This window comes from Brachybacterium sp. AOP24-D1-21 (assembly GCF_052378665.1).
Lineage (GTDB): Bacteria > Actinomycetota > Actinomycetes > Actinomycetales > Dermabacteraceae > Brachybacterium.
The window spans coordinates 2,701,077-2,727,547 of record NZ_JBQSXX010000001.1 but is presented as its reverse complement, the minus strand read 5'-3'; the positions used below and the strand labels follow the sequence as shown (position 1 = coordinate 2,727,547).

The window sequence follows — 26,471 nt, the reverse complement described above, 5'->3', positions numbered from 1 at the left end:
TCGACGACCGACGCCAGGAGTGCGCTTCGTCGGACCGATTCCGCCATGGTACGGCGGAAACCCGAGATCTCGCTGTGTGCATGCTCTGCTCAGAGCGAAGGGCCGCATGCCGGGCCAGGCCCTCAGACCGAGCTGATGACCTCGCGGAAGCGGCGCAGCCGTGTGTCCTCGCTCGAGAAGAACTCCTCGGGTGTGCCGTCCTGCAGGACCTTCCCGTCCTCGAGGAACAGCACCCTGTTCGCGACCTGCTTCGCGAAGGCGAGGGAATGGGTGACGACCACGAGCGTGCGCTGCTCGGCGGCGAGTTCAGCGAGCACCGCGACCACCTCGGCGGCGAGCTCCGGATCCAGCGCGGAGGTCGGTTCGTCGAACAGCAGGAAATCGGGGTCCATGGCAAGGGCCCGGGCGATCGCGACCCGCTGCTGCTGCCCGCCGGAGAGGCGGTCGGGATAGGAGTGGGCCTTGTCGGCGAGCCCCACCTTCTCCAGCAGCTCCCTTCCCCGCTGGTCCGCCGCCTGCCGGGTCTGGCCGCGGTTCTCGCGCGGGGCGAGAGTGACGTTGCCGAGCGCGGTGAGATGAGGGAAGAGATTGAACTGCTGGAACACCATTGTCGAGCGGGAGCGGATCTCCCGCACCCGGGTGGCGGTCAGCCTCCCGCCGACCTCGATCGGCCCCTCCCCCAGGTCGATCGTGCCGCCGTCGGGCTTCTCGAGCAGATTCAGGCAGCGCAGCAGGGTGGATTTGCCGGACCCGGAGGGGCCCAGCAGCACCGAGGTGGTGCCGCGCTCGACGTCCAGGGAGACATCGTCGAGGGCGACCAGCTCACCGAAGGTCTTGCGCAGGCCACGCACCCGCAGCGGATCATCAGCGGACATGGGCGGACACCTTCTTCTCCAACTGGTTCTGGCCGAGGCTGAGCAGGGAGACCAGCGCCAGATAGATCAGCGCGACCTCGGTGTACATGATGAGGGGCTCATAGGTGGCGGCCGCGATCTGCCGACCCACCTGGAAGACATCGATGAGGGTGATCGCGAAGACCAGGCTGGTCCCCTTGACCAGATCGATGAAGTCATTGGCCAGCGGCGGCAGCACGATCCGCATGGCCTGCGGGGCGACCACCTTGCGGAAGGTGGCCGCGCGCGAGAGATTCAGCGACTGAGCGGCCTCGAACTGTCCGCGCGGGATCGAGAGGATCGAGGCGCGGACCGCCTCGGAGGCGTAGGCCCCGGTGTTCAGGGCCAGCGTGATCACCGCCGCTGGGAACGCAGCCAGCTCGATGCCCACGCTGGGCAGGCCAAAGTAGACGATGAACAGCTGCACCACCAGCGGTGTCCCACGGAACACCTGCACATAGATCCAGGCCGCCGCCTTCAGAGGCGCCGGCGCATACAGCCGCGTCAGGGCCACCACCACCGCGATCACCAGCGCGATCGCGAAGGACAGCAGCGACAGCGGGACCGTCATCTCGATCATCGCGGTCAGCAGCCGTGGGAGCGACTCGATCCAGAGCTCGAGGAAGCGGGGCATCGGGTGTCTCAGCCCTCAGGGGTGATGTCCTGGCCCACCCATTCCTCGTAGATGGCGCTCAGGGAGCCATCGGATTTCATCCCGTCCAGGATCTCGTCCACCGCGCCGAGCAGGGCATCCTGGCCCTTCTGCATGATCGCGCCGACCGTGACGTCGGTGGGCAGCTCGGCGTCCAGCAGGCGGAAGGCGGCATCGGGATGCTCCTCCTGGTACGTCTGGAAGGAGATGATGTCGTTGGCGGTCGCGTCGGCCCGCCCCTGGATCACCAGCTCTATGGCTTCGGCGAAGCCCTGCACCGGGACGATCTCGGCACCGAGGGCCTCCATCTGCTGCGCCCAGTTGCTGGTCGCAGTCTGCGCGGAACGCTTGCCCTCGAGCTCCTCGACGGTCTGGACCTCGGAACCCTCCGGCACGGCGATACGGCCGATCGAGCGGGCGTAGGGTTCGGTGAAGGCGTACTTCTCCTCCCGCTCCGGGGTGATGCCGACGTTGTTGACAACCAGGTCGTAGCGGTCCACGTCGAGGCCGGCGATGAGCGAGTCCCACTCGGTCTCGATGTACTCCGGCGTGACCCCCAGCCCTTCGGCGATCGCGTCGGCGATCTCCTTCTCGAAGCCGACCAGCTCACCGGTCTCGTCATGGAAGGCGTAGGGGCGGTAGGTGCCCTCGAGACCGATCCGGATGGTCCCGTTCTCCTGGACGCGGGCCAGGATGTCCTCGTCCCCTCCGCCGGAGCCGCCCTCGGAGCTGCAGGCGGCCAGGACAGCGGCGATGGAGCCCCCGCCGAGCGCGAGAGCGAGGCGGCGAGTGGGGCGAGGGGCGATGCTCATGGTGGGGTCCTCTGTGGTGTCCGGAAGGGTGGGGACGCGGTGTGCCGCAGGCTCAGCGTGCGGCGACGGCCAGTGCCTGGTCAAGGTCGTCGAGCAGGTCATGGATGTCCTCGATGCCGACGCTCAGGCGCAGCATCTCGGGCGTGATCCCGGCATTCGTCCGGGCCTGGTCGGTCATCGCCTCGTGGGTCATGGTGGCGGGGCGGCATATCAGGGACTCGACCCCGCCGAGGCTCACCGCGAAGGCGGGATAGCGCAGCGCTTCGAGGAAGGCGATGCGGTCCAGGCCCTCCGCGAGCTCGAACGAGAGCACCGCGCCGACGCCGCTCGCCTGGGAGGCATGGATCCGAGCCTCCTCCTCGCTGTGCGAGCCGGGGAACCAGACCCGGGCCACGTCTTCGCGGGAGCTCAGGTGGGCCACGATCGCCTCGGCGTTGGCCTGCTGACGCTCGAGCCGCAGGGGCAGGGTCTTGATCGACTGGATCAGCCGGAAGGAGTCCTGCGGGGCGAGCACCCCGCCCTGTGCCTTCTGGGCGAGGGCGACGGCCTGGGCGAGCTGGTCGTCGTTCGTGGTGATCGTGCCCGCGAGCAGGTCGGAGTGGCCGGCGAGGTACTTGGTGGCGGACTGCACGACCACATCGGCGCCGAGCTCGAGCGGCTTCTGCAGCACCGGGGTCATGAAGGTGTTGTCCACGATCACCAGGGCGCCGTGGCGGTGCGCGAGCTCGGAGATCCGGCGCAGATCGGTGATCCGGAGGGTCGGATTGGCCGGGGTCTCGATGAAGACGGCTCGGGTGGTGGGGGTGAAGTCCTCGTCGGTGAGCGCTGCGAGGTCATCGACGAAGCGTCCGGTGACCCCACGGCCGGGGAGCACCAGATCCACGAAGCGATAGGTGCCGCCGTAGACGCTCGCCGGCAGCAGGACCTCATCGCCGACGACCAGGGTCGACAGCGCGGCCGCGGTGGCGGCCATCCCGGAGGCGAAGGCGAAGCCGTGCTCCGCTCCTTCGAGCGCGGCCAGCACGGTCTCGAGCTGCGCCCGGGTCGGGTTCGCACCGCGCTGATAGGCGAACTCGCCCTCCTCGGTCGCCCGGTCGAGCTCGAACGTCGAGGAGAGGTGCACCGGCGGGACCACGGCCCCGTGCTCGAAATCCCTCAGGGTATGCACGGCGGTGGTCTGGATGTGCACTGCGGCTCCTCGCTCCTCGATTCGGCGGCTCCCAGTCACAGTAGGTCAGCATCACGCCAGTCAGGAGAGTTGCGTGAACGGATGTGACGCATAAGCCGGCTGGCCCATAACCCAAAGGGGCGCTAATGCAGCAGCGCGGTGGGGCCCGGCCGTCGAGACCCGTCCGGTCCGGGACTTCGGCTTCCGCTCAGGAGCCGACGCTCACCGGGATCGCGTCCGTGACCGCGGGCACAGGCTCGACACGCTCCGGGGAGATGGCCGGGATCGACCCGGTGTAGGTGCTCTCGTGCTCGCGCAGCACCGCAAGGGTGTGCCGTGCTCGCAGGCGGAGCCCCAGCAGGGTCCCGGCGACCAGTGCGAAGCCCAGGCTCGCGAGGACGATCGCGACGAGCATCGGGGCGCGATAGCCGAAGCCCGCGGCGATCACCGCTCCGCCGAGGACCGCGCCGAGCGCGTTGGCGACGTTGAACGCGGCCTGATTCAGGGAAGCGCCGAGCACCTCGGAGCGGTGCGCCACGCGGATCAGCCAGGTCTGCAGCGCCGGGCTCAGGGCGGAGCTCGCGACGTTGACGGCGAAGAAGCCCAGCAGCAGCCCGACCAGGGAGTCCTGCGAGCCGAGGAAGAGCCCCACCAGGGCGGCGATGTACAGCGGGAAACCGATCAGCAGGGTGCCGTTCAGCGAACGATCCGTCGCGGCGCCGCCGGCGATGTTGCCGAGGGTCATCCCCAGGCCCGCTGCGGCGAGCACCCATGGCACCAGCGCGACAGAGGCGCCGGAGACCTGGGTGGCGATGTCGGCGACGTAGCTGAAGACGGCGAAGCCGCCCGCGAAACCGACCGCTGCGATGGCCATGACGATCCACAGCTGCAGACGGCGCAGCGCGACGATCTCGTCGACCATCCGCCGCCCCGCGACCGGCGCCTGGTGCGGGACCGCCCAGCGCAGGGCGAGCACGGTGAGCACGAAGATCACGGCGATCACCAGGTAGACGACGCGCCACCCGGCGACCTGGCCGAGCGCGGTCATCAGGGGCACGCCGACGAGGTTGGCGACGGTCAGGCCCGAGAGCGCGACGGCCACACCCTTGCCCTGGCTGCCCGGCCCCATCAGCGAGGCGGCCAGCAGCGAGGCCACCCCGAAGTAGGCGCCGTGCGGGAGGCCGGCGAGGAAGCGGGCGACCACGGTGAGCTCGAAGGTCGGCATCAGCGCGGAGAGCACGGTGCCCGCGACGAGGGCGACGGCCAGGGCGGTGATCATGGTGGTGCGGCTCCAGCGCACGGAGAGCAGTGCCAGCACCGGCGCGCCGACGACCACGCCGAGCGCGTAGGAGGTGATCAGGAGCCCGGCCCGGGCGATGCCCGCATCGGGATCGTCCGCCATCTGTGCGGGCAGCAGGCCGTCGGCGATGCCGGGCAGCAGGCCCATCGTCGCGAACTCGGAGGCGCCGATGCCCACGCCGCCGAGGGCAAGAGCGAACAGGGCCAGGGCACGGCGCCGTGGGGTGATCTCGTGCGGGGCGGGAGTGGTCGCGGGATCGGGCGCCGGGGTGGGCCGAAGATCGGTGGAGAGGGTCATGGGAGTTCCTCGACTATCGGTAGAGCAGATGCAGAAGGGCGTCATCGACCGAACGGACACAATAAGCCAACGCTGTTGCGTTAGGTCAAGGGGGTGGCTCGGCGGATCCTCGTCACACGGCCGCCATGCGAGGATGGGCATCGTGAGGACGACCGGACCGCTGGACCGCGTGGCAGGCGCACATGACGCCGCCGTGCTCGCCGTCGCCCGTCGCGGCGAACCCGTGGCCCGCACCGGTCTCGCCGACGCCCTGCAGGTCACGCCGCAGGCGATCTCCAAGATCCTGGCCCGCCTGATGGACCGCGGGCTGATGGCGGAGAGCGGATCCGTCTCCTCCGGCCCTGGCAAGCCCACCACGCTGTACCGGATCGTCCCCGAATCGCGGCGTGCGATCGGACTGCATCTGACGCGCTCACGGATGCACGGGGTGGTGGCGGACCTCACCGGACAGATCCTGGAGCGGCGGGAGGCCGTGATCGACGCGGAGCGGCCCGTCTCGGAGTTGATCGCCAGCCTCGCCGGGCAGGCGCGGGAGCTCGCGCGGCACGGGCCCGGCGAGCTGCTGGGCGTCGGCGTCGGGATGCCGGGGCCGGTGGACCCGGTCGAAGGCGTCTACCGCGGCTCCTCCTCCCCCACCGATGCCTGGCGGGGGGCGGGGATCCGCGATCTCCTGCTCGCCGAGCTCTCGGTCCCGGTGCTCCTGGACCACGATTCCCGCGCCGCGCTGGTGGGCGAGAGCTGGTCGCAGCCCGGCCTGCTCGACAATGCGGTGCTGGTGCTCGCCGAGGAGGGGCTCGGGGCGAGCCTGCGCCTGGACGGGGTGATGGTGCGTGGAGCCCACTCCCGCGCCGGGGAGGCCGGCCACATGGTGGTGCGGATGGGCGGGGAGCAGTGCCCCTGCGGGCGGCGCGGCTGCGCCGAGGCTGAGTACCTCGCCGCACTGTCCCGTGGGGAGCAGCAGCGCGCCGCGGATGTGCTCGCGACGGTGGTGCTGAACCTGGTGCGCCTGGTGGACGTGGACCGGGTGGTGCTCGGCGGTCGCTCTGTCTATGCGCACCATCAGGTGACGATGGACGCGATCCGGCGTGCCCTGGAGGACGGGCTGCGCGCCGGGGCGCGCGTGCATGTCGAGGTGCTGCTCTCCACCCGCGGGGTGGACCTCATCGCGGCCGGCGCCGCCTGTGAGGTGCTAGAGCACGAGTACGGGCTGCCCGCGCCGCTGGTCGGGCCCGACCTGTCCTGAGCCCTCAGCCGTCGATCGTGGCGTGCTCCCGCCGGGAGAGCTCGATCCCGGCCTGCTCGAGCTGGGCGAGCCGGCGCCGGGAGCGCAGGCGCAGCAGCGCGAGGGTCGCCAGCAGCATCAGGAAGCCCGTCGAGGCGAGGAGCGTGCCCACGAGCGTCGGGGCGGCGAGACCGAAGCCGGCCGCGATCACCGCACCGCCCAGCAGCGCCCCGACCGCGTTGGACACGTTGAACGCCCCGTGGTGCAGGGCGGCGCCCAGCATCTCCGAGCGGCCCGCGATCCGCATCAGCCAGGTCTGCATGGCCGGGCTGAGGGCGGAGTGCGCGAAGTTCACCAGGGTGAAGGTGAGAGTCAGTCCCACCGGATCGGTGACCGTCACGATCATCACTGCCATGCCCGCGATGTAGAGCGGGAAGCCGAGCAGCAGGGTGCCGTTCAAGGAGCGATCCGCGGCGATCCCGCCCAGGACGTTGCCGACCGTCGCACCGAGGCCCGCCGCGGCGAGCAGCCACGGGATGTATCCCGCGCCGAGCCCGGCGACCTGCTGGCCGATATCCGCGATGTAGCTGTACACGGCGAAGGAGCCGGCGAAGCCGACGGCGGCGATCAGCATCACGACCCAGAGCTGGAGGCGGCGGAAAGCCCTCAGCTCATCGACGATCCGGCGGCCCCGGGGGACGCCCTGAGCCGGGACGGTCAGGCGCAGCAGCACCGCGGTCACCACGAACACCGCGGCGATCACCAGGAACGACACGCGCCAGCCCTGCGCCTGGCCGAGGGCGGTCAGCAGCGGCACCCCGGCGAGGTTCGCGACCGTCAGCCCGGACAGGGCCAGGGCCGCGCCCTTGCCCTGGCTGCCCGGCCCCATCAGGGAGCTGGCCAGCAGCGCCGCGACCCCCAGGTAGGCGCCATGGGGCAGGCCGGCCAGGAAGCGGGCGGCGAGGGTCAGCCCGAAGCTCGGCATCAGGGCGGACAGCGCGGTGCTCACGACCAGCGCGACCGCGAGGATCAGGATGATGCGGGTGCGGCTCATGCGCACGGCGAGCAGGGACAGCGCCGGGGCGCCGATCACGACCCCGATCGCGTAGGCGCTGATCAACCAGCCGGCCCGGGCGATGCCCTGGTCCGGCTGGGTGGCCATCAGGTCGGGCAGCAGAGACTGGGCGATCTGGGGCAGCAGGCCCATGCTCACGAACTCGGAGGAGCCGATCCCGAATCCGCCCAGGGCGAGGGCGAACAGGGCGAACACCCGGCGGGCCCGGGACACGGGCGGGCGGGCAGGGATCTGGCCTTGGATCATGGCGGTCATGGGCACCTCCCGGGCAGCGGAGAGACGGGGCGACGAGCAGAGGAACACGGAGGACAGAACGGGGAGCGAGCGGGGGCGGCGCCGGAGCGGGCTCCGGCAGTGCGCGACGGAGTCCGGGCGCAGAAAAGGTGCCGCTGCGGCTCTGCGTCCGCGCTCGGCACCTTCGGGGACCAGGCTATGCGGGGGCGGAGTGCGGACGCCAGGGAGTCCCGCGGTCGGGCCTCGAGAATCAGGTCACACGTGGGCCCGGGCGCGCCCGGGATGCACAGTCATGCGATGCACAGTCACGCGATGCACAGTCACGCCCGAATGGGGCAGGCCGCTCAGGCGGGACGGGCCCCGAAGATGGCCGAGCCGACGCGGACGATCGTGGCACCCTCCTCGACGGCGATCTCCAGATCGCCGCTCATGCCCATCGACAGCTGCTCGAGCTCGGGGGCGCCCAGCTCCTCGCGGGCCCAGTCGCGCAGCTCGCGCAGCATCCGCAGGGAGGCGCGCACTGCGGCGTCATCGCTGGTGTTCGCGCCGATGGTCATGAGGCCGACGGGCCTCAGGGAGCTGCTCGCCCGCAGTCGCTCCACGATCGGTGCGATGGCATCCACGGTGGGCGCGAAGCCGCCCTTGGACTCCTCGCCGGAGGTGTTGACCTGCACCAGCACCTCGCGGGTCAGGCCGGCCGTCTCGGCGCGGCGCTCGAGCGCGTCGGCGATGCCCTCGCGGTCCACGCTGTGGATCAGCTCGGCGAAGCCCACGACGTCGCGGGCCTTGTTGGTCTGCAGACGGCCGATGAAGTGACGCGGCACCGCGTTGTCCACGAGCAGCGGATCGGCGTGCTTGGCGATCTCCTGCGCCCGGTTCTCCCCCACCGCGGCCCGTCGGCCCCGCTCGCGCAGCAGCTCCACCGCGACGGCGATCTCCACCGGGGTGCGCGTCTTGGTGGCCAGCAGTACGGTGATCTCACGGCTGTCGCGGCCCACCCGCTGTGCCGCTGCCTCCAGGCGGGAGAGCACCTCGTCGAGACGGGGTGCCATCCGCTCACGGTGGTCGAGGGCCAGGGAGGAGTCATCGGCAGGAACGGTCATGCTCCCATTGTGGCCGACATCGACGCAGCTCTGCGGCGAGCGCCCCGGCACCTGCGTCACAGTACCCCGGGAAGCAGCGAACAGCACGCTCCTCAGCTGCTTATCGCCGTGGTGCCCCCAGCGGGACTCGAACCCGCACTGTGCCGATTTTAAGTCGGCCGCCTCTGCCGATTGGGCTATGGGGGCGAGCAGCGGAGCCCCCAGTGCCGAGGCTCCTCACAGCGGGCAAGCCTATGCTGGAATGCATCATGACCGCTGCGATCCGGTCCCTCGCGGACTCCCTGCGCCGGTTCGGCGACGAACGCCTCGAGGCCCTGCTCGTCGCCCGACCGGATCTCACCTCGCCCCTTCCCCGCGGGATCGGCCCGCTCGCCGCTCGGGCCGCAGGCGCCACCTCCGCGCGGCGCGCCCTGGAGGCGCTGACCCTGCCGGAGCTGCATCTGGTCGAGGCCCTCGCCGTGCTCGACGACGGTGCGTCCCCCGCCCGGCTGGCTGCGGCGGTCTCCGCGGACCCGCCCACGATCGCTCCCGCCCTGGAACGTCTGATCACCCTCGCCGTGGTCTGGGGCGAAGATGAGCTGCACCTGATCCGCCCCCTCCGGGAGGGGATGCGCACCCCTGCGGGTCTCGCCGCCGCGACTCCCCAGGACCCCAGCGCGCAGGAGGCGCAGCAGCGGGTGGAACGGGCCCGCAGCACGCATCCCGAGGTGCTGGAGACGCTCGCCTGGGGGCCCAGCGCGGTCACCGGTGGCGGCCGGCTCGCCGCAGAGCTGCTCGCCGCAGGCATCGTGGTGGCCGACGGAAAGTCACTGCACATCCCTCGCTCTGTCCAGCTCGCCCTGCGGGATGGCCGGCTGCGCCGCACCCATCTCGCGCAGCGTCCAGCCCCGGACGGCCCCGAGCTCACCGAACGGATCCCCGGCTCGCGCACCGCCCAGGCCGTCGAGCGCGCCTTCGAGGCTCTCCGCCTGCTGGGCACGGTGCGCGGCTTCGACGAGGACCCGCCGGGGGTCCTGCGCCGCGGAGGCCTCCCCCAACGGGACCTGCGCCGCCTGGCAGAGCGTGCCGGAGCACCGCTGCTGACCTACGCGACGGTCCTGCAGTCCGCCTGGCAGGCCGGGCTGATCGGCCACGACGGTCAGGAATGGCACCCCACTCAGGACTGGGATACGCACCGCCTGCTCGCCGCGGAGCAGCGCTGGGCGGAGCTGACGCTGGCCTGGGCGCGCGGACACCATCTCGCGGCGGTGGTGGGGACCCCGGACTCTTCCGGCACCGGCCGCTCCCTGCTGTCCGACCTCACCCGGCGCGACGGAGTGCGCACCCGCCGCGGCAGCCTGCTGCGGCTGCTGCGCACCTCCCCCGGCGTGGACGCGAGCGAGGAGTCCCTGGCCGCAGCCCTGGCGTGGGCGTTCCCGCTGGTCCCCGCCGAGGTGATCCAGGAGGAGACCGGCGCGCTGCTGGTCGAGGGACAGGCGCTGGGCCTGCTCGACGGCGGGGCGCTCACCGTGCTCGGCCACGAACTGGTCCTCGCTCTGGACGAGGAGATCACCAGCGCGGACGCCCGACTCGCCACCGTCCTCGCAGCGGAAGCCCCGACCCCGGTCGCCGAGGTGCTGCTGGATGCTGACCTGACCGCCGTCATCCCCGGCCGGCCCGCCGAGCGGCTGCTGCCGCTGCTGGACTGGACCGAAGTGGTCTCCCGCGGGGGTGCGTTGACGCTGCGCTTCACCACCGCCGCCGTGCGTCGGGCGCTCGGGGACGGCCGCGATGCGGAGGCGCTGCTGATCCTGCTGGAGGAGGTCTGCCGCACACCCGTTCCCCAGGCGCTGACCTACCTGCTGCGCGATGAGCAGCGTCGCCACGGCCGGGTGCAGGTCTCCCGAGCCACCACCGTGCTCACCGCGGACGTCGAGGTGCTCGACCTGCTGCAGGTCGCACCCGAGGCCGCCGTTCTGGACCTGCACCGGCTGGCCCCCACCGTCGCCGTCACCCTCTCCGAGCCCGGGTTCGCCCTGCAGATGGCCCGCCAGGCCGGGCTCTCCCCTCAGGCCGTCGGAGCGGACGGCCGCCCGGTCCCCGAGGAGCTGACCCATTCCCTGCGCGGAGGTCCGGTCGAGCCGGACCTGGTGACCATCGACGGCCCCGAGCTGCGGGTGCCCACCCTCGAGGCAGTGGCCCGGCTCCGCGCCGCGGAGGAGGGTGCAAGCGATCTCTCGGTCACCGATCGCCTGCTGGATGCGATCTCGCGCAATGACGAGATCCCGCTCGGCATCGTCGACGGGCGCGGCGGGGTGGTCGTGAAGCACGCCCAGCCGCTCTCCCTCGAAGGGGGTCGCCTGCGTGCCCGGGAGGTCGGCCGAGATGAGGAGTTCACGGTGCTCGTGCACCGCGTGACCCTGAGCTGAGTGGAACCGGGCGCCAGATGCCAGGAGCCAGGGCCCTGGTACGAGGGATCCGAAGGATTATGGGGAGTCCTCCCCATGGCGGACCCTCCCCCGGTTCGCGATAGTATTCCCGTCGCCAGGACCGGACGTATGAGAACACCCGACCTGGGGCCCGGCTCGTCACCGCCGGGGAATGATCATCAGGAAGAAGGGGATTCCCATGACCACACCCAACTCGGGTTACGACATCGAGGCCATCAAGAAGAAGGCCCTGATCTGGACCATCGTCGGCTTCATCTGCGGCGGCGTCATCTCCGGCGTGCTCGGCCTGCTCGGCTACCTCAAGGCCGATACCGAGCCGGAGACCGCACAGAAGTTCACGAAGTGGGCCATGATCCTCACGATCATCGTCATCGTTCTCTACGTGGTCGTCGGCATCCTCTACGCCGTCCTCGTCGGCGCGGCGATCTCGAGCGGCTCGATGTGATCTCGCACAGCGTTTGACGAAGGCCCCGGACCTGCTGGTCCGGGGCCTTCGTCGTACTCGGGGGCGGGGCACCGTCACCGGCACCCCGCCCCGTCGACCAGTCCTGCGTCAGATCGACTGAGCTCCTACCGCTCGCAAGCTCGCAGTACGTCGATCAGTCCTGCGTCAGATCGACTGAGCTCCTACCGCTCGCAAGCTCGCAGTACGTCGATCAGTCCTGCGTCAGATCGACTGAGCTCCTACCGCTCGCAAGCTCGCAGTACGTCGATCAGTCCTGCGCGATCAGTCCTGCTTCGTCTCGCGGCGATCCTCGGACCACTCCACGTGGAAGGTGCCCTCGGCGTCGACGCGCTGGTAGGTGTGCGCACCGAAGTAGTCGCGCTGGGCCTGGACCAGGGCGGCGGGGAGGCGCTCGGCGCGCACCGCGTCGTAGTACGACAGGGTCGAGGAGAACACCGGCACCGGGTAGCCGGTCGAGGCCGCGAAGGCCACGATGCGGCGCCAAGCCGGGATGCACTTGGCGATCTCGGTGGTGAAGTACTCGTCCGCCAGCAGCAGCGGGAGCTTCGCGTCGCGCTCGTACGCCTCGGTGATGCGATTGAGGAAGCGGGCGCGGATGATGCAGCCACCGCGCCAGATCCGGGCCATCGCACCCAGGTCGATGTCCCAGCCGAACTCCTCGGCACCGGCGGCGATCTCGTCGAAGCCCTGCGAGTAGGAGACCAGCTTCGCGGCGTAGAGCGCCTTCTGCAGGTCATCGATGAACTGGGCGGGGTCGGCGATCTCGAGGGTCTGCGCCTCGGCGGGCAGCACCTTGCGGCCGGCCTCACGCTGCGGCGTGGAGCCGGAGACGGAGCGGGCGAACGTCGCTTCGGCGATGCCGGTGACCGGGACGCCGAGGTCCAGGGCCGTCTGCACGGTCCAGGCGCCGGTGCCCTTCTGGGCCGCGCGGTCGAGGATGACATCCACGAACGGCTTGCCGGAGGAGGCGTCGGTGTGGTGGAGCACCTCGGCGGTGATCTCGATGAGGAACGACTCCAGGTCGCCCTTGTTCCACTCGGCGAAGACGTCACCGATCTCGGAGGCGCTCTTGCCGAGGGCCTTGGACATGAGGTCGTAGGCCTCGGAGATGACCTGCATGTCGGCATACTCGATGCCGTTGTGGACCATCTTCACGAAGTGGCCCGCACCGTCGGCGCCGACGTGGGTGCAGCACGGCGCGCCATCGACATGCGCGGAGATCTTCTCGAACATGGGGCCGAGGCGGTCGTAGGACTCCTTGGTGCCACCGGGCATGATCGAGGGGCCGTTCAGCGCGCCCTCCTCGCCACCGGAGACGCCGGTGCCCACGAAGTGCAGGCCCTTCTCGCGCAGCGCGGCTTCGCGGCGGCGGGTATCGCCGAACAGGGCGTTGCCGGCGTCGACGATGATGTCGCCCGGCTCCATGAGCGAGGCGAGCTCGTCGATCACGGCGTCGGTGGGCTTGCCGGCCTTGACCATGATGAGCGCGACGCGCGGTTTCTGCAGGGAGGCGACGAAGTCCGCCATGGACTCCGAGGGGTAGAACTCGCCGTCGCCGCTGTGATCGGTCATGACCTTCTCGGTCTTGGCGACGCTGCGGTTGTGGAGCGCCACCTTGAAGCCGTTGCGGGCGAAGTTGCGCGCCAGGTTGGAGCCCATCACCGCCATTCCGGTGACGCCGATGTCTGCCACATCGGCGGGGGACGGAGCGAAGCTAGCCATGGGTTCTCCTCATGTCGGGTGCTGTCGAGCCGGGCGGAACCTCGCGGCCGACGAGACGTCGACAGGTCGGGCGTCCCGGTCCATCAGCTCCCATCTTAGGGATGTTGCGCCGGAGGTGCTCGGCAGTGCCAGGGCTTGCCGTGACCGGAGAGCTCGGAGGGAAGCGCCTTTCGGGGCCCTCAGGCCCCGACAGCAGCGCTCTCGGGGATCACGCTCCGGCATTGTCGGGCCTTGAGCACAGCCTGCGCACCCGTACCGTGGTCCCCGCCCTGCACCGCCCTCACCGGCCCCGAGAGAGAGCACTCCCCATGACCGTCCCGTCGCCGTACTCCGCACCACCCTCCCGCAGCCCCCACAGCTACGGCGCCCCCGGGATCGACAGCTCCGCCACGGTGCCGCCGGCAGCAGCTGGAGGCGCCGGGAGGCGTCCGGGTGCGGGTCCAGCGCCCGGGACGGATCTCGCCGCGGACCTCGGGGCGGCCCTGCGCTTCGCCGGCACGGCGCTGCTGCGCAATCCGGTGTCCTACCTGGTCGTGGGGTTCATCTACTGCGCGATCTACACCGTGATCATCGTCGGCGGGATGATCGGTGCCACCGCCGCGATGTTCTCGCGTACCGACCAGTGGACCTCGGACTACGTCCCCGTCGTCGAGCTGGTCCTGTTCTACGCGATCATGCTGGGCGCGATGGTGCTCCTGATCCCGTTCAGCCTGATGTGGCAGTCGGCGTCCGGTCGCGCCGCGGAGATCGTCCTCCAGGGCGGTCGGCCCACCATCGGACAGGCGCTCGTGGGGCCCTGGCGCATCGTCCTGACCTCCCTGCTGTACGGCCTGATCGTGGCGGTGGGGATGCTCCTGTTCTACATTCCCGGGCTGATCGCCGCGGTGCTGTTCATGTTCGCGATCCCGGCGTCGGCCCGCGGTGCCGCCCCGGTGGCCGCGCTCAAGGAGAGCTATGCCCTGGTGCGCGCGAACCTCGGCACCGCGATCGTCGCGTACCTGGTGCTCTCGGTGATCCTCTCGATCGGAGCCACGATTGTGGTGGGCATCCTGGTGATGACCCCGTTCATCGTGCTCTTCGAGCTCGGGATGTACGAGCGGCTGCGAGGCCATGAGCTGCCGGAGCCGGCCCGCGCCGGAGCCCAGGCCTGCCCCTGAGCTCGGACTCAGACATTCCGAGCTTCGAGCCCCGAGCCCTGATCGGCCCGTACGGTGGGAGAGCGGCCTGCCGGCCTCACCTCGCTCCCCTCGAAAGGCAGCACTCCGTGCCCTCCCCCTCCCAGCCCGCGGATCAGTCCTCTCACGAACATGGGTCTTCCGACCCCTCCTTCTCCTCACAGCCCTCCCCACAGCCGAACGCGCCGGTGATCGCTGGTGGGCCGGTGGCCGTCGGCATCCGCTGGGCCTGGAACGCCTTCACCCGCAATCTCGGCGCCTTCCTGGTGCCGGCCCTGGTCTATGCCGTGATCCTCATCGTCGTGATCATCGCCTTCGTGATCCTCAGCGTCATGCTCTCGATCGCGCTGCAACGCAGCGGTGGAACGCCGGGATACGCCACTGAGGCACCGGCGTTCAGCGTCGGCAGCGTGCTCATCTCGCTCGTCGTGGCGCTCGTGAGCGCGCTGTGGGTCTCGGGCATCCTCCACGCCGGCACCGCAGTCCTCGCCGGCCGCCGCCCGACGATCAAGGAGGGCTTCGTCGGCACGGGGACCACCATCGCCGTGGCCTTCGTGGTCGCGCTCCTCAGCGCGGTGCTGGGACAGCTCGCGCAGGGCGTGAGCTTCGTGTTCTACGTCCCGGCGATCGTCGTCTCCGTTCTGCTCTACTTCGCCACCGTCGAGGCGGCCCGGGGAGCAGGGTTCGGCGAGGCGATCTCCGCCAGCGTGCGCCTCGTGACGAAGAACGTCGGAACAGTCGTCGTCACCATGCTGCTCGCGTTCGCGATCTGCCTGACCATGATCATCCCGATCCTCGCGGTGGCCGTGATCCCGGTCATGCAGCTGCTGGTGCTCGGCGTGCACCAGCGGGTCACGGGCAACGCGCTCGTCGAGCCCGCTTCTGTCTGAGACCCCGGCGCAGCTCGAGTTCCGGCGTAGCCTCTTGTGATGACCGACGGCCCCCTCATCGTCCAGAGCGACAAGTCCCTCCTGCTCGAGGTCGACCATCCGCAGGCGCAGACCGCCCGCATCGCGATCGCCGCCTTCGCGGAGCTCGAGCGCGCCCCGGAGCATGTGCACACCTACCGGATCACGGATCTGGGACTGTGGAACGCGCGCGCCGCAGGCTATGACGCCGAATCGGTGGTCGCCGCGCTCGTGGACCACTCCCGCTACCCGGTCCCGCACTCGCTGCTGATCGACGTGGCGGACACGATGGACCGCTACGGCAGGCTCCAGCTCCGCTCGGATCCCGTCCACGGACTGGTGCTGCACGCACTGGATCGGGCGGTGCTCGAAGAGGTCTCACGGACCACGCGGATCCAGGGGATGCTCGGCGCCCGTCTCGATGAGACCACGATGGTGGTCCACCCTTCGGAGCGGGGCGCCCTCAAGCAGGCGCTGCTGAAGCTCGGCTGGCCGGCCGAGGATCATGCCGGCTATGTCGACGGCGAGGCCCACCCGATCTCCCTGCGGGAGGAGGACTGGCAGCTGCGCCCCTACCAGGAGGAGGCGGTGGACGGCTTTCGCCATGGCGGCAGCGGTGTGGTGGTGCTTCCCTGCGGCGCCGGAAAGACCCTCGTCGGCGCCGGGGCGATGGCCTCGATGCAGCGCACCACGCTGATCCTGGTGACTTCGACGGTCTCGGCCCGTCAGTGGAAGGACGAGCTGCTGCGCCGCACCACGCTGACCGAGGACGAGATCGGTGAGTACTCGGGGGCCGCCAAGGAGGTGCGCCCGGTGACGATCGCGACCTACCAGGTGCTGACCCTGAAGCGGAAGGGGATCCACCCGCATCTGGAGCTGATGAGCGCCCGTGACTGGGGTCTGATCATCTACGACGAGGTGCACCTGCTGCCGGCGCCTGTCTTCCGGATGACGGCGGACCTGCAGGCCAGGCGCCGGCTGGGGCTCACCGCGACGCTGGTGCGCGAGGACGGCCGGGAGGGTGAGGTGTTCTCCCTGATCGGCCCCAAGCGCTATGACGCCCCCTGGAAGGACATCGAGTCCCAGGGCTATATCGCCCCGGCGGACTGCACCGAGGTGCGGGTGACGATGCCGGCCTCGGACAGGATGGCCTACGCCATGGCCGAAGCCGCGGACCGCCCCCGACTGAGCGCCGCCCATGGCGCGAAGATCGACGTGGTGCAGAAGATCGCCTCCCGTCACCCGGGCGAGCCGATGCTCGTGATCGGGCAGTTCATCGACCAGCTCGAGGAGATCGCCGAACGCCTGGACGCCGACCTCATCACCGGCCAGACCCCGGTCAAGCGCCGCCAGGAGCTGTTCGACGCCTTCCGCACCGGTCAGATCGACCGTTTGGTCGTCTCGAAGGTCGCGAACTTCTCGATCGACCTGCCGGAGGCCTCCGTCGCGGTGCAGGTCTCCGGCGCCTTCGGCTCCCGCCAGGAGGAGGCGCAGCGACTGGGCCGCCTCCTCCGCCCGAAGGCGGACGGCCGCACCGCGCACTTCTACACCGTGGTCATGCGCGACACCCAGGATCAGGACTATGCCGCCCACCGTCAACGGTTCCTCGCCGAGCAGGGCTATGCGTACACGATCATGGACGCCGACGACCTCGAGGCTGCTGCGGAGGCGGACTGAGCCGTCCGGGACCCACCGGCGCTGACCGGCGGGCAGGCCGCTAGCTGGATAGAGTGGGGACGCATCCCATTCGCCGGCGCTCCGTCGGCCCTCCCCCAGGAGATCGACATGACCTCATCCGACGATTCCCTCCGTCCCACCGGTCACGACGGCGCGCCCCGTCCCGTCTCCCCGACCTCCGGCCCGGCCGACGGCACCGCGGGTGAGACCGTCGCGGGCACCGAGCGCCCCGCCACCGGGCGTCGCGCCGCGGAGCGGCCCGTCTCCCAGGAACCCGCCCCCGAGCTCGAACCCGTCGGCAGCGGCGGGAAGACCGCCGGCATGTGGATCGGGCTGATCCTCGGCGCGATCATCCTGGTGCTGCTGCTGATCTTCGTGATCCAGAACAACGTCACCGCCGGCTTCCGGTACTTCGGCGCAGAGTTCGATCTGCCCCTCGGAGTGGCGATGCTGCTCGCGGCGATCGCCGGCGCGCTGGTGATGGCGCTGGTCGGCTCGGTGCGGATGGTCCAGATGAGCTGGACGATCCGGAGGCTGCGCAAGCAGCAGGACAAGATCCACCGCGCCACCCGCTGAGCCCGTTCAGCTGACATCCAGCCGATTCCCAAGGTCGAGGAGGACGGTGGTCCCATGACGACGAGCGAAGAACAGGACTACGAAGCACGCCTGCTCGTGGTCGACGACGAACCCAACATCCGCGACCTGCTCGCGACCTCACTCCGTTTCGCCGGCTTCGAGGTGTTCACCGCCTCGACCGGCAATGAGGCGATCCGCGAGGCCACCGAGCATCAGCCCGACCTGGTGGTGCTCGACGTGATGCTGCCGGACATGGACGGTTTCACCGTCACCCGGCGCTTGCGCGACCGTGGTGAGCAGTACCCGATCCTCTTCCTCACTGCGAAGGACGAGACCCAGGACAAGGTCACCGGCCTCACCGTCGGCGGCGACGACTACGTCACCAAGCCCTTCAGCCTCGAAGAGGTCGTGGCCCGCATCCGTGCGGTGCTGCGCCGCACCCACGGCGGCTCCGAGCCCACCGTGGACAGCTCGCTGGTGGTCGCGGATCTGCGCCTGGACGAGGACTCCCACGAGGTCCACCGCGGGGACGTGAACATCGAGCTGTCCCCCACCGAGTTCAAGCTGCTGCGCTACCTGATGCTCAACGCCGGCCGGGTGGTCTCCAAGACCCAGATCCTCGACCACGTCTGGGACTACGACTGGTCCGGCGAGGTGGGGATCGTGGAGTCCTACATCTCCTACCTGCGCCGCAAAGTCGACGTCATCGGCGACCCGATGATCCACACCAAGCGCGGCATCGGCTACGTCCTGCGAGCCCCCGAAGGCTCCTGAGGCGTGGCGCTGCCGACCCTGCGCGCCGAACGGCCCGTGTCCCTGTGGACCCGGATCGTCGCCCTCATCTCGGCGCTGCTGGTGCTCGGCACGGTCGTCACCGGGAGCCTCTCCCTGTTCCTGCTGAACCGCACTTTGATCCAGTCCGTCGACAGCAACCTGCAGGCAGGCATGGGCGAGATGCTCGCCTTGGCCCAGCAGGAGCTGGAGGGGGACGACGACGCGATCCGCAACAGCACCTACACCCCGGTCGAATATGCGATCGAGATCCGGGACCGGGACGGGAGGCGCATCGACGGAGCCGTGGTCTACTACGGCCCCGGTGACATCGTCATCCCGTTCCCGACGCTGAGCGAGGAGCAGATCCTGCAGCAGGGCGGCCGCCCCTTCACGGTGCTGGACTCCGCGGAGAACCGGTGGCGGGTGGTGGCGATGCTGAACTCCGGACCCGACGGAGGCAGCGTGTACGTGGCGCTGCCGCTGACCGGTGTGGACCGCACCATGCATGAGATGGCACTGGTCATCGTGCTGGTGGGGACGATGGTGGTGCTGGTGGGCATGGGCCTCGGCGGGTATGTGACCCATCGGGCGCTCGAACCGCTGCGCGACGTCGAGGCGACCGCCTCCCAGATCGCCGGCGGTGACCTCTCCCGCCGGGTTCCGGTCACCCGCACCAGCCTCGAGGTCCATGATCTGGCCTTCTCCCTGAACGAGATGCTGGTGCGGATCGAGCAGGCGTTCGCCGCGCAGTCGACCTCCGAGGAGCGGGCCACCGCCTCCGAGGCGAAGATGCGTCGCTTCGTAGGCGATGCTTCCCATGAGCTGCGCACCCCGCTCGCAGCCATCCGCGGCTTCGGCGAGCTGTACCGGATGGGTGCCCTCCCCAAGGACGAGGACGTCGCCTCGGCGATGCGCCGCATTGAGGATGAGGCGAAGCGGATGGGCTCGCTGGTGGAGAATCTGCTGCGTCTGGCCCGGCTCGACGAGAAGCCGGAGCTCGCCCTGGATCCGGTGGACTTCACCGATGCCCTGTTCGATGCGGCCCAGGACCTGCGCGCGCTGGATCCCGGTCGGCAGGTGATGGTGACCTCGCTGTCGGGAACGCCGCTGTCCGTGCAGCCGCATCTGTCCATCGGCGTGCTCGGCGACGAGGCCTCCCTGCGACAGGTGATCCTGAACCTGGTGGGCAATGCGAACCGGCACACCCCCAAGGGTTCCCCGGTCGAGATCGCCGTCGGCTACCTCTCCCCGCAGCGGGTGCGGATCGAGATCCGGGACCACGGCGAGGGCATCGACGATGATCAGCGCGAGAAGGTGTTCGAGCGCTTCTACCGCACGGATGCCTCGCGGATGCGCTCGGCGACGCAGGGCGGCGGGGCGGGGCTCGGGCTCGCGATCGCGGCCTCGATCGTCCAGCAGCACGGCGGCACCATCGGGGTGTCCGAGACCGAGGGTGGCGGCGCCACCTTCTGGCTCGAGGTGCAGGGCACCGAGATCTCGCCGGAGGCCCGGGTGCGCCCGGATCAGCTGCGGGCGCTGAACGCGGAGAGCCCCGGCGAGGCCCCGGAGCAGGACGAGCCCTGAGCATCGAGAGGCCCTGAACGCCGAGGGGCACGGGGACGCGGGTTCCTCACCGAGGAGCCCGGGACGATGAGGTGCCAGAGCGGTGCGGTGCCAGAGCGGTGAGCGGCTGGGTCAGCGCCCGTCCTCGAGCACCTGGCCGATGAAAGCGGCCTCCCCACGAGCCCGCGCGAGCCGGTCCAGCAGCTCCAGAAGCTCCATCGCCTCACGGCGAGCGTGGTCGTCATGGGCTTCGATGCGCGGTGCGGCCGACGGGTCCTCCCTGGTCATCCGGAACGCGCCACGGGCGGCTTCACGCGCTGGCGGCAGCGGGTCCACGTGCCCGAGCTGGCCCACGATGAGGTCCCGCGGGACTCGCTCCAGGCCCAGAGCGGCGGCGTGCGCGGCGCTGCGCCGGGCGCGGGCTGCAGGACGGTCCAGGAGCTTCACCCGCAACCCGGACGAGATGAGGATCCGGGTCAGCTCCCTATCGCCCACGAACTGCACCCCGACCTCCCGCAGCGCCCCCTCTGCGGAGGTGGGCCAGTCGTAGTGGTCCAGGTCGAAGGAGCGGGGAGGCAGGCCCGCCCGGGCGGCGATCTCGTGCAGCTCCTCGAGCGAGGCGTCCGAGATCAGATGGCCCCACAGCAGTCCGTGGCGCGGCCAGCGCGGGGTGTCGGCGAAGACGGTCATGAGCGTGCTCCCTTCCAAGGATCCGGTGCAGTCTCGACTCGTCGGTGCTCGACACGTCGGGGTTCGCCCTGTCGGGTCGCGACCTGTCGGGTCGCACCCTGTCGAGTCGCGATCTGTCGGGCCGGGGCGGCGGAACCGGCCAGGAGGCGCAGCAGCCTTTCGAGCGGGCCGCGGTGGCCGTGGCTGCGCAGCAGAGCGGCCAGCAGGATCATCGCCAGCCAGGTCAGCAGCACGATCACCGCCGCACCGGCGGTACCGAGCCGCGCTCCGAGATCCAGGGCATAGGGCGGGAACAGGGCCAGGAACACGATCGACTGCCCGATATAGGCGCTCAGGGAGGCGGCACCGAGTGCCTCGATGCCACGGATCGACGAGCCCAGCAGCCGCTCGGCCCGCCCCACCCCCTGCTCGCCGCGGTGTCGCACGTGCTCGACCAGCAGCGCCGCGGCGGCGGCCAGACCGAGGGCTCCCACGATCCCCGAGTACTGGTGCACGACGCCCAGGATGCCCAGCAGCAGCTCGCTGTCCAGGTGCGCGTGACCGGGATCCAGCACCAGCGCGAGGGTCAGCGGGATCGCGCCGAGCACCCCGACCAGCAGCCCCCACCGCATCAGAGGGATCAGCAGGTCACGATTCGCGAGTACTTCCTCGAGCAGCCGCAGCCGGGCTGCAATCGCACCGAGCGCCATCGGGGTGAGCAGCCCGAGGTCCAGGAGCGGGGTGAGCGCGGTGCTGCGCAGCGCCGCCTCGGCCCGCAGCGCGAGGCCGGTGAGGTAATCGGGGGCGGAGGCCGCGGCGTATCCGCTGCCGCCGCTCAGCCCGATGGTCCCATCGGTCCAGCCCCACACGCCGAGCGCCGGCAGGGCGATCACGGCGACCAGCGGCATCACCATGCGGTGACGGGTGATCAGCAATGTGCAGAACATGCCGATGATCGCGTAGCCGACCAGGATGTCACCGCTGAACAGCAGGACCGCATGGGCGAGGCCGATCAGGAGCAGCACCAGATGGCGACGGAGCATGCGCAGCACGAAGCGCCCCGCACTCTCGCCGCGCTCCTGGGAGCGGCGGTGGAGGATCCCGATGCCGTAGCCGAAGAGCATCGCGAACAGCGGGAATCCGCGGTTGTCGGCGAACAGTGCGACGAGCACGTCCGCAGCACGATCCAGCGCGGTGGCGTCGAGCTGTTTCAGCAGCACCGTCCACTGCGAGCCGTGCAGCCACCCCACCGTGTTGGCCAGCGCGATGCCGAGCAGCGCGAGGCCGCGGGCGAGATCGGGCCCGCCGGCGCGGCGTGCAAGGGGGACGGAGGTCATCACCGCGCTCGCCGCGACCGGGAGCGTGCGGCGCTGCCGACGGGGCTGGTGCTCATGCGCGCCATGGTCCCACAGGGTGCTGGCCGATCCCGGCAGCGCCAGTCAGGCTCGGCGCACCCAGCGACGCTGCGCGAGCAGGAGAGCGAGGACCCCGCCGCCGAAGGTGAGCACGAGAGTGAGGCTCTGCCCGACCCTGGCAGCGACCACGAACCGGGTGGTGCCGGCCGCGCCGAGGGCGGCTGCCGCGTCCGATTCCAGGTTCATCAGGACGACGCTGGCCAGCAGCGTGCTCCCGGCGACCATGAGCCAGGCGAGCAGACTGATTCCGATGAACTGGGCAAGTGCGCCGATCCTGGAGGGCCGCTCCCCGAGTTGGATGGCGCGGCCGCCGACGAGTGCATGCGTCCACAGGATCGCCCCGGACCACAGCCCGATGTCCACGAGGTGGTCCCACCAGGTCATCGGCAGCGGTCCGAGTTCGGTGCTCCGGATGTCGAAGCTGCTCCAGTGCCTCGCATCGGGGAGCCACTGGGTCAGGCAGATGGCGCCGACGGCGCCGAGGGCGAGCACCAGCTGCCCGCCGCAGATCATGAGGGTGCGAGCGCGCACGGCGTCGGCGCGGGAGATCCCCAGCGCACTGCGCTGGTATCTGCCGTCCTCGGAGGCGTCGGCGAGATCCGCGGGCAGGCGCGCGGCGAGCAGGATCGCGACCACGCCGAGGCGGAGTTCGGCGAGGATGGCGACCAGCACGATCACCGCCGCGAGCAGCGCGTAGAGCAGGATCCGCCCGCGGTGGTGCTGCCACTCCAGCCCGAGCGCCCGTCCCAGCGAGGTCAAGGGGCGCGGCGCGGATCGCGCGGCAGTGCGCGAGTCAGCGGTGCCGGTCATCGTGAGACCTCCCGGAGGGTGAAGGTGAGGACGTCCTGGAGCGTGGGGCGGCGCAGATCCGTGAGCCCTTCCAGCCCCACTGCGTCCTCTGCGCGCACCAGCGCTTCGAGCTGGTCCCCGCTGCGGCGCGGACCTCGCAGCACCGCGGCGTGCTCACCCAGATGGTGAGGCGAGGTCGCGGCGGTGGCGCTGGCTGTGGCGCTGGTGGTCGTGGCGACCAGATGCTCCTCGATCAGATCGATCACGGAGCCCTCGAGCACGACACGACCCTCATGCAGCAGCACCAGGTGGTCCACGAACCGTTCGATCTCGCCGAGGTCATGGGTGGACAGCAGGATCGTGCGGTCCTCTCCCCCGGCCTGGTGCTCCCGCAGTTCGTCGAGCACGTCGGTGCGGGCCAGCGGGTCGAGCCGCGCGAAGGGCTCGTCGAGCAGGAGCAGATCGGGGCGGATGCCGAGTGCGACGGCGAGCAGCAGCCGGGTCCGCTGTCCGGCCGAGAGCCGGCGCAGCTGGGCACCAGGATCGATTCCCGCGCGACGCAGCAGGTCGCCGGTGAGGCGGGCGTCGTAGGAGGGCTCGACGCGGCGCTGGGCGAGCACCAGATCGTCGGCCGTCCAATGATCCGGCTGGAAAGGGGCGTCGGGGACGACGCCGACCCCGGCGGGCAGGGCGTCCTCTGCGCCCCCGAGGGGTGCTCCCAGCACTTCGATCGTGCCGGAGCTGGGCGCCAGCGCTCCGGACACTGTGCGCAGCAGGGTGGTCTTGCCGGCGCCGTTGGTGCCGACCAGCGCGGTGACCTGGCCGCTCGGCACCCCGAAGGTGACACCGCGCAGCACGTGACGCAGCGGCCGGGTCCATCGCTGCGCATCGGGCAGGTGGACATCGAGAGCACGGACCGTGATCGCGGCGACTGCGGGGCCCGCAGCGGGCAGGTCGAGAGGCATGCCGAGGGGCACGGTCATCTCACCGTTCCCGGTCGACCGGAGTCGAGGCCACGGATCCAGCGGCGCGCTGAGCTCCGCAAGCGGAGCAGGAGCACGGCGAGCAGCACCGCCAGCACCACTCCGACGATCACCATCCCGCCAGGGCCGGACCAGAGATCGAACCGCAGCACGATCTCCACCAGCGCAATCGGGATCGCCAGCACCACTCCGGCGAGGAAGTAGATCAGGATGCTGAGCACGGCCATGCTCCGCCCGGGCCGTCGCATCGTGCACTCGCCGCCGACGACGATCCCGGTCGCCACCAGGGCGGCCAGGGAGAGCAGCGCCCCGACCAGGATGATCGGGAGCTGCGGTGCGCCAGGGTCACCGGTGAAGGAGAAAGGCGCGGCTCCCCCTGCCGTCTCACGGCCCAGGAGCACCGAGATCACCGCACCAACGGCCACAGTCACGACCACCGCGGCATGCTCCACGCCGATCAGCGCCAGTCGACCGCGCACCCGGTCCGCACGGCTGAGCCCGAGGCTGGCTCTCAGCTCGTCGCGCTCGATGGTGTCGGCCCGGCCGTAGCGGTACCAGCCCAGAGCCGCCCAGAGGGTCAGCAGGCCGGCGTACTGGTCGGTGGCGAGCACCGCGCAGAGCAGCGCGAGCGCGCAGAGGAGGAGTGTGAGGGCCACGCGGCCGGCATTCAGCCGCAGCTCGGTGTGAAGGATGAGGCCCGTCGGCCGTTTATCGGTGGGCAGTCCGCGGGGAGTGCGTGCAGCGGTGGTGGTGCTCATCGGTGAGTCCTCCTCAGGGTGGGGGCATCGGTCCGCGCAGCGCGGAGCACATGCGTGACGATCTCGCTCACGTCGGGCCGGCGCAGGGACGCGCTGGTCGGTAACCCCACGGCGTCATCGACGGCGACCAGGGCCCGGGTGCGGGTACCGGTCGTCGTCGGCCCGATGAACGGCTGACCGGGCCCCGCCTCCGCGTCGGTGCGGTCCAGCTCGCACAGCAGGAACTCCTCCCGCAGGGATTCCACCTCCCCGCTGAGGACATCGCGCCCCTGCGCGATGACGACGAGCTGGTCGACGAAGCGCTCCATGCCGTCGAGGTCGTGGGTGGCCAGCAGGAGCGTGCGCTCCTTCTCGGCCATGAAGTCGCGCAGCACCTCGATCAGCTCCATCCGTGCGAGCGGATCGAGATGGGCGAAGGGCTCGTCCAGGATCAGCAGCTGCGGATCCTGAGCCAGGGCCGCGGCGAGCCCCAGCTGGGTTGCCTGGCCACGGGAGAGGCGGCGAAGCTCCCGCTGGTGCGGGACCCCGAAGGTGGTCAGGAGCTCCTCGAAGCGGGAGCTGTCGAAGCCGGGGACCACCCGGCGGCGCAGTCTGGCCACGTGCTGCGGGGTCCAGCGCCGCGGATGGGCCGAGATGTCGGGCATGCTCGCCGCCCCCTGCGGGGGATGCACCCGGGCGGGGCCGAGGGCTGTTCCGAGCACCTCGATGGTTCCCGTGGTGAACGCCAGTGCGCCGGTCACCGTGCGCAGGGTGGTGGTCTTGCCCGCCCCGTTGGCGCCGACCAGAGCTGTGACCTGACCCGTCGGGACTGCGAGGTTCAGGCCGCGCAGGATCGGAAGGGCTTCGGTGTACGGGCGGTCGCCTGAGTGGATTCGCACCTCCAGGTCACGGATCGTGACGGCATTGCTCGGACGCTGAGTCATTGAAACTCCTCCAGACGGTGAGCGAGGCGGGCGGCCAGCTCCCGGTCCTCGATCCCTGCGGTGCGGGCAGCGCGGAGCGCCAGGTCGAAGCCCTCGTCGATCTGCTCCAGTGCGCGGCGGCGCAGCTGATCGCTGTCCTGGGCGCGCACGAACACGCCCTTTCCGCGCACCGCGTCGACCAGGCCGTCCGCCACCAGCTCGTTGTAGGCGCGCGTGGTGGTGATGACGCTGACCCGCAGGTCGCGGGCGAGCGCGCGGATCGACGGGAGGGCGTCCCCCGAGGTGAGAGCGCCGGTGAGGATCGCGGTGGCGATGCCCTCCCGGATCTGCTCGTAGATCGGCACGGAGGCGGAGGGGTCGATCGGGATGTGCATCGCGCTCCCTCCCCACTGAAAGTGAACCTACTGTCTATACACAGCATAGACAGCTGGAGGACGGGGACGTCAACCCTTCCGAGCAAGCGGCATGCCAAGCGGGCGGCATGCCACCGCAACTCCGACCAGGACTCCCGGCACCGCGCCCGCGCGGACAGCACTGCGCCCTCACGGAGGTGCCACCGGCGGCACCAAACTGCCTTTATCCACATTTTCCGGGAGGTCTTGACATTCTCGATCCAATCAGAACGCCACGATCGATGCTTTACGTGAAGACATTCCCGTGAATGCCTCAGCTGCACACCCTCCTGCCCGTCCAGCTTTCTCGTCAGCAGCACGCCACTGCCGCCCAAGATTCCGAACCTCTCCCTGCGTAACGCTCCAACCTGCACAGACGCCGCATCTGCTCCCATGACAATTGAGGGTCGAGCGTCCCCTCACCGCGTCCCCCACCCCAACCTTTCCTCCACAGTGGTCATCCATCCACAATTTCATCCACAATTCCGTCCACAAC

Annotated in this window: 24 protein-coding genes and 1 tRNA gene; 9 read left to right on the top strand and 16 right to left on the bottom strand. The window is 70.4% G+C overall.

Translation table 11 applies throughout. The annotated features are described in order from the left end of the window. Window positions 1-122: 122 nt before the first annotated feature. The 5 genes from ACT3UF_RS12220 to ACT3UF_RS12200 form a co-directional block, all read right to left on the bottom strand. A complete protein-coding gene (locus tag ACT3UF_RS12220) occupies window positions 123-875 on the bottom strand; it encodes an amino acid ABC transporter ATP-binding protein (protein ID WP_441443415.1) in 753 nt (250 codons plus the stop codon). Beyond that, window positions 865-1,527 carry an amino acid ABC transporter permease gene (locus ACT3UF_RS12215; protein ID WP_441443416.1) on the bottom strand — a complete coding sequence of 221 codons (663 nt, stop codon included), beginning with the start codon at window positions 1,525-1,527 and terminating at the stop codon, window positions 865-867. Before ACT3UF_RS12215 ends, ACT3UF_RS12220 begins: the two co-directional genes overlap by 11 nt. A gap of 8 nt (window positions 1,528-1,535) precedes the next feature. Then, window positions 1,536-2,357 (bottom strand): transporter substrate-binding domain-containing protein, encoded by an 822-nt coding sequence (locus tag ACT3UF_RS12210; RefSeq protein WP_441443417.1) that lies wholly within the window; start codon window positions 2,355-2,357, stop codon window positions 1,536-1,538. Window positions 2,358-2,409: 52 nt separating this feature from the next. Continuing rightward, window positions 2,410-3,546: a trans-sulfuration enzyme family protein gene (locus tag ACT3UF_RS12205; RefSeq protein WP_441443418.1), complete on the bottom strand. Its 1,137-nt coding sequence runs from the start codon at window positions 3,544-3,546 to the stop codon at window positions 2,410-2,412. Between the two features lie 187 nt (window positions 3,547-3,733). Continuing rightward, window positions 3,734-5,122, bottom strand: a complete 1,389-nt coding sequence (locus ACT3UF_RS12200; protein WP_441443419.1) for an MFS transporter — start codon at window positions 5,120-5,122, stop codon at window positions 3,734-3,736. 133 nt (window positions 5,123-5,255) lie between these two features. Between ACT3UF_RS12200 and ACT3UF_RS12195 the strand changes: the two genes are divergently transcribed. Further along, window positions 5,256-6,365 (top strand): ROK family protein, encoded by a 1,110-nt coding sequence (locus ACT3UF_RS12195; protein ID WP_441443420.1) that lies wholly within the window; start codon window positions 5,256-5,258, stop codon window positions 6,363-6,365. 4 nt (window positions 6,366-6,369) lie between these two features. On the opposite strand, the gene ACT3UF_RS12190 is transcribed toward ACT3UF_RS12195, so the two are convergent. From ACT3UF_RS12190 to ACT3UF_RS12180, 3 genes are all read right to left on the bottom strand, one after another. Then, complete coding sequence (locus ACT3UF_RS12190; protein ID WP_441443421.1) at window positions 6,370-7,674, bottom strand: MFS transporter; 1,305 nt, start codon at window positions 7,672-7,674, stop codon at window positions 6,370-6,372. A 323-nt stretch (window positions 7,675-7,997) separates the two neighbouring features. Beyond that, window positions 7,998-8,756, bottom strand: a complete 759-nt coding sequence (locus tag ACT3UF_RS12185; RefSeq protein WP_441443422.1) for a YggS family pyridoxal phosphate-dependent enzyme — start codon at window positions 8,754-8,756, stop codon at window positions 7,998-8,000. Window positions 8,757-8,865: 109 nt separating this feature from the next. Then, window positions 8,866-8,942 (bottom strand) — tRNA-Leu (locus ACT3UF_RS12180). A 62-nt stretch (window positions 8,943-9,004) separates the two neighbouring features. Between ACT3UF_RS12180 and ACT3UF_RS12175 the strand changes: the two genes are divergently transcribed. Together ACT3UF_RS12175 and ACT3UF_RS12170 are read left to right on the top strand one after the other, a co-directional pair. Beyond that, complete coding sequence (locus ACT3UF_RS12175; RefSeq protein ID WP_441443423.1) at window positions 9,005-11,164, top strand: helicase-associated domain-containing protein; 2,160 nt, start codon at window positions 9,005-9,007, stop codon at window positions 11,162-11,164. A 199-nt stretch (window positions 11,165-11,363) separates the two neighbouring features. Continuing rightward, entirely contained in the window at window positions 11,364-11,630 is a 267-nt protein-coding gene (locus ACT3UF_RS12170; RefSeq protein WP_441443424.1) for a hypothetical protein, read from the top strand. A 282-nt stretch (window positions 11,631-11,912) separates the two neighbouring features. On the opposite strand, the gene gndA is transcribed toward ACT3UF_RS12170, so the two are convergent. Beyond that, entirely contained in the window at window positions 11,913-13,373 is a 1,461-nt protein-coding gene (gene gndA, locus ACT3UF_RS12165) for an NADP-dependent phosphogluconate dehydrogenase (protein WP_441443425.1), read from the bottom strand. Window positions 13,374-13,681: 308 nt separating this feature from the next. On the opposite strand from gndA, the gene ACT3UF_RS12160 reads away from it, so the two are divergent. The 6 genes from ACT3UF_RS12160 (at window position 13,682) to ACT3UF_RS12135 (ending at window position 20,067) form a co-directional block, all read left to right on the top strand. Next, complete coding sequence (locus ACT3UF_RS12160; RefSeq protein WP_441443426.1) at window positions 13,682-14,530, top strand: hypothetical protein; 849 nt, start codon at window positions 13,682-13,684, stop codon at window positions 14,528-14,530. Between the two features lie 224 nt (window positions 14,531-14,754). Further along, window positions 14,755-15,438, top strand: coding sequence for a hypothetical protein (locus ACT3UF_RS12155; protein ID WP_441443427.1), 684 nt, complete (start codon window positions 14,755-14,757; stop codon window positions 15,436-15,438). Window positions 15,439-15,477: 39 nt separating this feature from the next. Continuing rightward, window positions 15,478-17,133 carry a DNA repair helicase XPB gene (locus tag ACT3UF_RS12150; RefSeq protein WP_442331982.1) on the top strand — a complete coding sequence of 552 codons (1,656 nt, stop codon included), beginning with the start codon at window positions 15,478-15,480 and terminating at the stop codon, window positions 17,131-17,133. A 108-nt stretch (window positions 17,134-17,241) separates the two neighbouring features. After that, window positions 17,242-17,709, top strand: coding sequence for a lipopolysaccharide assembly protein LapA domain-containing protein (locus ACT3UF_RS12145; RefSeq protein WP_442331981.1), 468 nt, complete (start codon window positions 17,242-17,244; stop codon window positions 17,707-17,709). A gap of 54 nt (window positions 17,710-17,763) precedes the next feature. Further along, window positions 17,764-18,483, top strand: a complete 720-nt coding sequence (locus tag ACT3UF_RS12140) for a response regulator transcription factor (protein ID WP_441443430.1) — start codon at window positions 17,764-17,766, stop codon at window positions 18,481-18,483. 3 nt (window positions 18,484-18,486) lie between these two features. Further along, window positions 18,487-20,067, top strand: a complete 1,581-nt coding sequence (locus tag ACT3UF_RS12135; protein ID WP_441443431.1) for an ATP-binding protein — start codon at window positions 18,487-18,489, stop codon at window positions 20,065-20,067. A 111-nt stretch (window positions 20,068-20,178) separates the two neighbouring features. Here ACT3UF_RS12135 and ACT3UF_RS12130 read toward each other — a convergent pair whose 3' ends face one another. The 7 genes from ACT3UF_RS12130 to ACT3UF_RS12100 form a co-directional block, all read right to left on the bottom strand. Next, a complete protein-coding gene (locus tag ACT3UF_RS12130; protein ID WP_441443432.1) occupies window positions 20,179-20,736 on the bottom strand; it encodes a DUF4031 domain-containing protein in 558 nt (185 codons plus the stop codon). Then, window positions 20,733-22,052: a DUF418 domain-containing protein gene (locus tag ACT3UF_RS12125; RefSeq protein WP_441443433.1), complete on the bottom strand. Its 1,320-nt coding sequence runs from the start codon at window positions 22,050-22,052 to the stop codon at window positions 20,733-20,735. Before ACT3UF_RS12125 ends, ACT3UF_RS12130 begins: the two co-directional genes overlap by 4 nt. Before the next feature lie 102 nt (window positions 22,053-22,154). Further along, window positions 22,155-22,940, bottom strand: coding sequence for a hypothetical protein (locus tag ACT3UF_RS12120; protein WP_442331980.1), 786 nt, complete (start codon window positions 22,938-22,940; stop codon window positions 22,155-22,157). After that, window positions 22,937-23,902 (bottom strand): ABC transporter ATP-binding protein, encoded by a 966-nt coding sequence (locus ACT3UF_RS12115; protein WP_444599048.1) that lies wholly within the window; start codon window positions 23,900-23,902, stop codon window positions 22,937-22,939. Before ACT3UF_RS12115 ends, ACT3UF_RS12120 begins: the two co-directional genes overlap by 4 nt. Then, a complete protein-coding gene (locus tag ACT3UF_RS12110; RefSeq protein ID WP_441443436.1) occupies window positions 23,899-24,660 on the bottom strand; it encodes a hypothetical protein in 762 nt (253 codons plus the stop codon). The genes ACT3UF_RS12115 and ACT3UF_RS12110 overlap by 4 nt, the downstream gene beginning before the upstream one ends. After that, entirely contained in the window at window positions 24,657-25,583 is a 927-nt protein-coding gene (locus ACT3UF_RS12105; RefSeq protein WP_441443437.1) for an ATP-binding cassette domain-containing protein, read from the bottom strand. Before ACT3UF_RS12105 ends, ACT3UF_RS12110 begins: the two co-directional genes overlap by 4 nt. Beyond that, window positions 25,580-25,957, bottom strand: coding sequence for a GntR family transcriptional regulator (locus ACT3UF_RS12100; RefSeq protein WP_442331977.1), 378 nt, complete (start codon window positions 25,955-25,957; stop codon window positions 25,580-25,582). Before ACT3UF_RS12100 ends, ACT3UF_RS12105 begins: the two co-directional genes overlap by 4 nt. Between the last annotated feature and the right edge of the window lie 514 nt (window positions 25,958-26,471).

Excerpts from the sequence above, each read along its gene's own strand:
- ACT3UF_RS12125 (WP_441443433.1), bottom strand. The coding sequence starts at position 22,052 with ATGACCTCCGTCCCCCTTGCACGCCGCGCCGGCGGGCCCGATCTCGCC.
- ACT3UF_RS12105 (WP_441443437.1), bottom strand. The coding sequence starts at position 25,583 with ATGACTCAGCGTCCGAGCAATGCCGTCACGATCCGTGACCTGGAGGTG.
- ACT3UF_RS12190 (WP_441443421.1), bottom strand. The coding sequence starts at position 7,674 with ATGACCGCCATGATCCAAGGCCAGATCCCTGCCCGCCCGCCCGTGTCC.
- ACT3UF_RS12170 (WP_441443424.1), top strand. The coding sequence starts at position 11,364 with ATGACCACACCCAACTCGGGTTACGACATCGAGGCCATCAAGAAGAAG.
- ACT3UF_RS12215 (WP_441443416.1), bottom strand. The coding sequence starts at position 1,527 with ATGCCCCGCTTCCTCGAGCTCTGGATCGAGTCGCTCCCACGGCTGCTG.
- ACT3UF_RS12200 (WP_441443419.1), bottom strand. The coding sequence starts at position 5,122 with ATGACCCTCTCCACCGATCTTCGGCCCACCCCGGCGCCCGATCCCGCG.
- ACT3UF_RS12150 (WP_442331982.1), top strand. The coding sequence starts at position 15,478 with ATGACCGACGGCCCCCTCATCGTCCAGAGCGACAAGTCCCTCCTGCTC.
- ACT3UF_RS12175 (WP_441443423.1), top strand. The coding sequence starts at position 9,005 with ATGACCGCTGCGATCCGGTCCCTCGCGGACTCCCTGCGCCGGTTCGGC.
- ACT3UF_RS12120 (WP_442331980.1), bottom strand. The coding sequence starts at position 22,940 with ATGACCGGCACCGCTGACTCGCGCACTGCCGCGCGATCCGCGCCGCGC.
- ACT3UF_RS12210 (WP_441443417.1), bottom strand. The coding sequence starts at position 2,357 with ATGAGCATCGCCCCTCGCCCCACTCGCCGCCTCGCTCTCGCGCTCGGC.
- ACT3UF_RS12195 (WP_441443420.1), top strand. The coding sequence starts at position 5,256 with ATGGGCATCGTGAGGACGACCGGACCGCTGGACCGCGTGGCAGGCGCA.
- ACT3UF_RS12160 (WP_441443426.1), top strand. The coding sequence starts at position 13,682 with ATGACCGTCCCGTCGCCGTACTCCGCACCACCCTCCCGCAGCCCCCAC.
- ACT3UF_RS12220 (WP_441443415.1), bottom strand. The coding sequence starts at position 875 with ATGTCCGCTGATGATCCGCTGCGGGTGCGTGGCCTGCGCAAGACCTTC.
- ACT3UF_RS12145 (WP_442331981.1), top strand. The coding sequence starts at position 17,242 with ATGACCTCATCCGACGATTCCCTCCGTCCCACCGGTCACGACGGCGCG.
- ACT3UF_RS12185 (WP_441443422.1), bottom strand. The coding sequence starts at position 8,756 with ATGACCGTTCCTGCCGATGACTCCTCCCTGGCCCTCGACCACCGTGAG.
- ACT3UF_RS12100 (WP_442331977.1), bottom strand. The coding sequence starts at position 25,957 with ATGCACATCCCGATCGACCCCTCCGCCTCCGTGCCGATCTACGAGCAG.
- ACT3UF_RS12110 (WP_441443436.1), bottom strand. The coding sequence starts at position 24,660 with ATGAGCACCACCACCGCTGCACGCACTCCCCGCGGACTGCCCACCGAT.
- ACT3UF_RS12140 (WP_441443430.1), top strand. The coding sequence starts at position 17,764 with ATGACGACGAGCGAAGAACAGGACTACGAAGCACGCCTGCTCGTGGTC.
- ACT3UF_RS12130 (WP_441443432.1), bottom strand. The coding sequence starts at position 20,736 with ATGACCGTCTTCGCCGACACCCCGCGCTGGCCGCGCCACGGACTGCTG.
- gndA (WP_441443425.1), bottom strand. The coding sequence starts at position 13,373 with ATGGCTAGCTTCGCTCCGTCCCCCGCCGATGTGGCAGACATCGGCGTC.
- ACT3UF_RS12115 (WP_444599048.1), bottom strand. The coding sequence starts at position 23,902 with ATGACCGTGCCCCTCGGCATGCCTCTCGACCTGCCCGCTGCGGGCCCC.